The 6,157-nt window shown below is 43.6% G+C and carries 6 protein-coding genes, 1 pseudogene and 1 riboswitch; of the genes and pseudogenes, 1 reads left to right on the plus strand and 6 read right to left on the minus strand.

Annotated elements, in window-relative coordinates:
* Positions 1-107: 107 nt before the first annotated feature.
* Together AS888_RS12925 and AS888_RS26455 are read right to left on the minus strand one after the other, a co-directional pair.
* Entirely contained in the window at positions 108-995 is an 888-nt protein-coding gene (locus tag AS888_RS12925) for an alpha/beta hydrolase (protein WP_061142568.1), read from the minus strand.
* Between the two features lie 158 nt (positions 996-1,153).
* A complete protein-coding gene (locus tag AS888_RS26455; RefSeq protein WP_221408604.1) occupies positions 1,154-1,291 on the minus strand; it encodes a hypothetical protein in 138 nt (45 codons plus the stop codon).
* A 184-nt stretch (positions 1,292-1,475) separates the two neighbouring features.
* On the opposite strand from AS888_RS26455, the gene AS888_RS12930 reads away from it, so the two are divergent.
* A complete protein-coding gene (locus tag AS888_RS12930) occupies positions 1,476-2,342 on the plus strand; it encodes a YihY/virulence factor BrkB family protein (protein WP_061142569.1) in 867 nt (288 codons plus the stop codon).
* Between the two features lie 47 nt (positions 2,343-2,389).
* Here the strand turns inward: AS888_RS12930 and AS888_RS12935 are convergent, their stop codons facing one another.
* The 4 genes and pseudogenes from AS888_RS12935 to ribE form a co-directional block, all read right to left on the minus strand.
* Positions 2,390-3,556, minus strand: a complete 1,167-nt coding sequence (locus AS888_RS12935) for a DHH family phosphoesterase (protein WP_061142570.1) — start codon at positions 3,554-3,556, stop codon at positions 2,390-2,392.
* A gap of 410 nt (positions 3,557-3,966) precedes the next feature.
* On the minus strand, positions 3,967-4,437 hold the full coding sequence (gene ribH / locus AS888_RS12940; protein ID WP_061142571.1) for a 6,7-dimethyl-8-ribityllumazine synthase: 471 nt from the start codon (positions 4,435-4,437) through the stop codon (positions 3,967-3,969).
* Positions 4,438-4,504: 67 nt separating this feature from the next.
* Positions 4,505-5,140 (minus strand): annotated as a pseudogene (gene ribB / locus AS888_RS12945) (3,4-dihydroxy-2-butanone-4-phosphate synthase); the annotation flags it as partial.
* Positions 5,141-5,159: 19 nt separating this feature from the next.
* Positions 5,160-5,798 carry a riboflavin synthase gene (ribE, locus tag AS888_RS12950; RefSeq protein ID WP_061142572.1) on the minus strand — a complete coding sequence of 213 codons (639 nt, stop codon included), beginning with the start codon at positions 5,796-5,798 and terminating at the stop codon, positions 5,160-5,162.
* A 145-nt stretch (positions 5,799-5,943) separates the two neighbouring features.
* Positions 5,944-6,074, minus strand: a riboswitch (FMN riboswitch).
* Between the last annotated feature and the right edge of the window lie 83 nt (positions 6,075-6,157).

Raw genomic sequence — 6,157 nt, forward strand, 5'->3', positions numbered from 1 at the left:
ACCAAGTCTGTAACCTTAGAACTTAGTATAATTCCTGGTTCTCCCAAAAAAAAACTTGAATGTGCTGAAGATACCTTATATAAGGGAGTAAGGACGAAGGAAGTGTTTCAATTTTCATAGGATTCGACCACTTTTTTGATTTTCCATGCGATCAACTGCCAAGCCTCTTCAGCTCGTTCTTTTGGACCTAGATGGGTAAAAGCGTGAGAACATTCTTTGAATAGCTCATCTTGAACGTTTATCCCTGCTGCTTTTAATTTCTCCGCATAGCATTCGGCTTCTGGTCTAAAGGCGTCGTACTCCGCTATGAGGATAAGGGCGGAAGCTAAGCGGTCACTGATCTCGGCACGAACAGGGGAAGCGTGAGGATGCCCCGCTAGTTCTGTGTCAGATAGGTAACACATATTTATAAAATGGGCAACTTGAGGGTATCGGGAACGCCACTTATCACGTTCTGGTTTATCCGCATGCGGAGTGACAAAATCCAGCATCGGGCAGGATAGCACTTGGAGCAGCGGCTGATCGTCCCCTTTCTCTTCAAGATAGAGGCAGAGAGCGGCTGCGATATTTGCACCTGAACTTTGTCCGCCGACCATGATTTTTTCCGCATCAATATTCAAATCATCGGCTCTTCCCTTCACCCATTCAAGAATGTCATAGCCCTGTTCGATCGGTTTGGGAAACGGGTACTCCGGTGCTTTCGCATAATCGACATTAAGAACCACACATTCCGCCTGATTGGCCAAGAAGCGGCAATAAGGATCATCCATCTCCTTTTCATTCATTATGAACGCTCCACCATGGAAGTTGATGTAAACGGGGAGCTTTTCCTGTTTTGCTTCCAAAGGATAATATAAAGATAGATAAGTACGTTGAACGGATGTCTCGACTACTACATTTTTTTTCATTTTTACTTGCTGCAGGGGAATCATAGGTGTTTTCTTTGCTTGATTGGGGAGGAGACGCAGTAATTTTGCAATAATTGTAGTGAACATCATGTAACCTCACTTTTTTAACATTATAGCTGGAATGAAACGCATCTATACTCCCCCTTTCGTGTAGCCTACACATAATTTTTACAGTTCATAGTGCTACTTTAACTATCTATTCCACAAAAAGAAGCGTAACCCTGCTTTGGAATTCCCCTGTTAATTCAATCGTTCAGCTGTTTATCGCCGTTTCTTAACGACAATTCCAGCTCGTTTTCTTCCTTTTCCTGCACTTTCATTGTGTTCTGCCCATGAATATAACCTGGCTGCATTCTACAACGGCACGGTCGATCTACACCCATCGGAACTGCGGGTATTAAGAACCCCATTTTCCGTGCAATGAAAATGGACGGACAAGCTCTAACCTTGCAAAATCATATACCGTTCCGATAAATCATACAATTTCTTTTAATAAAGGGATTAAATTTCCGCAGCATAGGGAAAAGAAGCAGATAAACTAAGTAACTTGTCAGGAGTGATGCCCGGATGGATAAATCGATAAGATTTTCGAAAAAACTTATCAAAGAAATAAAGGAAGATCGTGTCACAGGACTGGCAGCAGAACAAGCATATTACTATTTACTCGCACTATTTCCATTGCTCATATTACTGCTGTCCATATTGCCTTACCTGAATATCGATATTCAAACAGCCCTGGATACACTCAAGACCTTCATGCCTGCGGAAACGATGGAAGTCATCGAGAAAAATATCATCAATATATTGAGTGAACGGAATGGCGGTTTACTGACAATTGGTTTCCTTGGCACTATATGGTCCGCTTCAAACGGTATGAATGCGTTCATCCATTCCATGAATATCGCTTATGATGTGGAAGAAACAAGGAATTTCATTAAAGCCCGCTTCATTTCCATTGCATTGACATTAGGCTTGGTCGTTGCATTCATCGTGATGCTCGGTCTTCCCGTCTTCGGGAAAGTCATCATCGATTTAATACAGCAAGTCATTCCCATCCCCGAAGAAATGCAGATCTTATTCAGTTTATTACGATGGGTCATAGCGGTTGTTGTCATATCACTCGTTCTTACCTTTTTATATCGTTTCGCCCCGAATAAGAGCTTTCCGATTAAACATGTCTTTCCTGGTGCAGTGACCGCAACTGTCCTTTGGTTAGCGATCTCACTTGGGTTTTCTTTTTATGTCAGCAATTTTGCCAACTATTCCTCCACTTACGGAAGTTTGGGAGGGGTCATCATCTTGATGCTGTGGCTTTATTTAAGCGGCCTGATCTTTGTCGTCGGAGGAGAAATCAATGCGATCCTTCACCATCAAAAAAACATACCAAACAAAAAGTCACGCACGCTTGTACACCCCGTCCCGTTAAAAAGGTAAATAAAAAGGCAAAAGCGGCTGTCCCATACGGACAGCCGCTTTCTTATTCAACCCTTATTGACGAACTCTTCATACCTTTCATCATGGGCCAGCCATGCCGCGTATTTCCGCTTCATGTATTTTTCCGCCTCCCCAAAGGTATCGAAGGTCTTTTTCTGTTGTTTTCCGTTGATTTCAACAATCCATTCCTCTTCCTCGTCTTCAAAGATGAATATGTCCTGTTTCTCTCTCGTTGAATAGAGGCAGCCCTCTGGGGACTCTTTTACATTCAATTGATTTTTGTGGGCATCGCGTTTCAGTGGCTCGGCAAAGAATGTCTTTTCGACGAACTGACTGTACGCCTTCTCTGACATGGTGCAGCCGGCAGCCTTTTGATGTCCTCCCCCATCATATTTTCCGGCAACGTCGGATACATCTATGTCATCATGGATTGTCCGGAAGCTGATTCTTTTACTTCCGACCATCAGGATGGCGATATAATCCAAATGCGAGAATTCCTTTGATAGTTCATTTCCCAATTCCGAGTGATAGGACTCGGCATGGACCACACCAGCAGTATGTGGGCCGACAGTAGCCTGATAAACTTCTCTCTTCTTCCTGTTTATGTACCGATCCACCCGACTCTCTTCCACTTTCAAAAGAGTTTGCTCCACTTCATCAAAGGTAAAGCTTTCGCCCGTGGACAGCTTTTGAGCTATTTTCGTCTCAAATTCCTCGATTGGAATCATGAAGAATAGGTCATTTAACCGTTTTGCCGTTGCATTTTTATTAACTTCCCATTCCCATGTATCGTATTGGCGGACCAATTCCACAAATTCGGCTACGATGCTTGAGGGCTCCAGCAGCTTGTTTTCAATTGCATACTGATAAAATAATGAAGTCGCTGCCGTCTGTTTACCGTCTTCCTGCTCGACCGTCACAGATGCCCAGTCATGTTCGTTCAAATGCAGTGCTGACTTATGATGGTCTATCAGCATCGCCTTGCCTCCATCTTCAACAAACTGCGAAATCATCTTTTCGTTATCTTCATCAACCGAAAGATCGGTAACGATCAATGTATCCTCGATTTTTGCCTGCTCCAGAAATGCTCCTACGTTCTGGTTAAGCCGGCCGATCGAGTTATAACTAACCACTACTTCTTCTCCGAATGCCAGCTTAGCCACAATGCCGCAGCCGACTCCATCTAAATCATTATGTGTAAAGAGATGGTACACACAAACCCCTCCTAATAACTAATAAATTTACTTTTCCCTAAAGAAATGAATTTCAATTGCAATCTTTACAATTGTAGCATAATCATCTTGCCTATTTTATCATGCTTTGATTACCTCGTGCTTTTGCCCGTTATTTAATATCCTTTTTCCTTTCGCGGTAAATTCCCTTTAAACGAAAAAAAAGTATCCCTCTTTGCTTCCTTTTGTCATAGAAATTACGACCAACGATTAGGCCAAGAGCATTTTATCATCAGGATTAATGTTCAGCGGATGTCAGCAGGGCGCTTGCATCTTAGATGGGAACGCAGCGTCCTGGAAGAGGTTGCCCGCGAGCGAAGCTGACCCAATCCTGGAAATGGACATAGGAAAGCCGCAGGGATATTCCTCCCTGCGGCTTTCCTGAATGAAAATTATTGCTCTATCAGCTTTCCAAGGTTAGCCATTTCAATGGCACTTACGGCCGCTTCATAGCCTTTGTTGCCAGATTTAGTTCCTGCACGCTCAATGGCTTGCTCGATACTTTCGGTCGTCAACAGACCGAAGATAACCGGTACGCCCGTGTCCAAGGATACGGCTGCCATTCCTTTAGCTGCTTCATTGCATACATAATCATAATGTGAGGTCGCACCCCTGATAACCGTCCCAAGACCGATTACTGCATCATATTTTCCTGTATTCACAAGTTTCTTCGCGATTAACGGCAGCTCGAAAGCACCAGGAACCCAAGCGATATCCACATCATTTTCATCAACGCCATGACGCTTAAGGCCGTCCAACGCCCCGCCCAAAAGCTTGCTTGTGATAAATTCATTAAACCTCCCTACAACGATTCCCACTTTCAAACCTGATCCGATTAATTGTGCTTCAATGATGTTCCCCATATTCCAATTCCTCCTATTTTATAAAACGTTTGATTTTTTGTTCATGCTTTAAACCTTACGAATTTTGAACGTTCAGTTCCCGTTCCTGTTTTCCGCTTGTTTCGGCTTGTTGAAGGTACTGAATCAGATCAGCAATCGTTATGAATTTCAAGTTGAATTTATCGGCGATGACTTCTAAATCGGACACCCGTGCCATCGATCCATCTTCATTCATGATTTCACAGATGACCCCAGCTGGTTTGGCACCGCATAACTTGGCCAGATCCACAGAAGCCTCCGTGTGCCCTGCCCGCTTAAGTACGCCGCCTTCTTTAGCGACTATCGGAAAAGTGTGGCCAGGCCTATGAAAATCCCCAGCAACCGAATCTTCTTTAAGAAGCTCCAGAATGGTCAAGGACCTTTCAAAGGCACTGATTCCTGTAGTCGTATTTTTATGATCGACACTTACCGTAAAAGCCGTTCCATGCTGGTCGGTATTTTCCCCGACCATAGGATGCAAATCCAGCTTTTCCGCCAGTTCTCCAGTTATGGTTGTACAGATCAAACCTCGTCCATGAGTCGCCATGAAATTGATCGCATCCGGTGTCGCCTTTTCAGCAAGTACAACAAAATCGCCTTCATTTTCCCGATCTTCATTATCTGATACAATTACTACCTTGCCAGCCTTCAACTCTTCAATTGCTTCTTCAATCGTATGGAACATCCATTACACCGCCCTTGTCTTAGAATCCGTGCTTAGCTAAAAACTCTAGATTCAGTCCTGGTTTTGAGTCGCCTTTTTTCATTTGATGTACAATATATTTCCCAATCATGTCGTTTTCGATGTTAACGATATCTCCAGCCGCTTTCTGCCCCAATATGGTGTCCATATGTGTCAAGGGGATCAAGGAAACTGTTAAAAGGTTGCTCTCAATCCCAAATATCGTCAGGCTCGTTCCATCGATGGCAATCGATCCTTTTGGTATGCAAAAGGCACTCAGCCCTTCTTCCAATTGGATGACATAATATACGGCATTTTCTTTTCGTTCTTTTTTTATGATTGTTCCGGTACCGTCGATATGACCTGAAACGAAATGTCCACCAAACCGTCCCCCCGCACTCATGGCACGCTCGAGGTTCACGGGTGAACCCACTTTTAACGTCCGGATCGTGGAAGCCTTGACCGTTTCTGGCATTACGTCCACGGCAAATAAACTTTTCGTGAAAGAAGTTACCGTCAAGCAGACGCCGTTGACTGATATACTATCCCCCAGATGAACATCTTCAAGGATTTTCTCGGAACGTATCGTCAACTCCATACTGCTTTTTCCTTTTTTCAAGGAATGAACGGTCCCGATGTCCTCAATGATTCCAGTAAACATGCTTTTCCCCCTTTTATGAAATATAAAAAACCCCTTAGAAAGCCTAAGGAGTTAGCAGGAGAAATGAGTGAAAAAAATTGTATACCTAAGAAACCTAATTTTTTCATTTTCCGAAAATTAGGCGTACGTATACACTTGGGTTCCACACGTCCTTCTCCCATCCAGACTGTACTGTCGGCTTTGGAATCTCACCAAATCCTGCCTTTATCAGGCTCGCGGGCTTAGAATTGCTTCATCACCGCCGGTTGGGATTTTCACCCGACCCCGAAGGACACTATCAACACATTGCTGTGCTTTCTAGTATTATGTTGTTATTTAAAAGCCTTTGTTATAGGGTTTCCAACGATTAGATAATTATC

Source organism: Peribacillus simplex, from assembly GCF_001542915.1.
GTDB lineage: Bacteria > Bacillota > Bacilli > Bacillales > DSM-1321 > Peribacillus > Peribacillus simplex_B.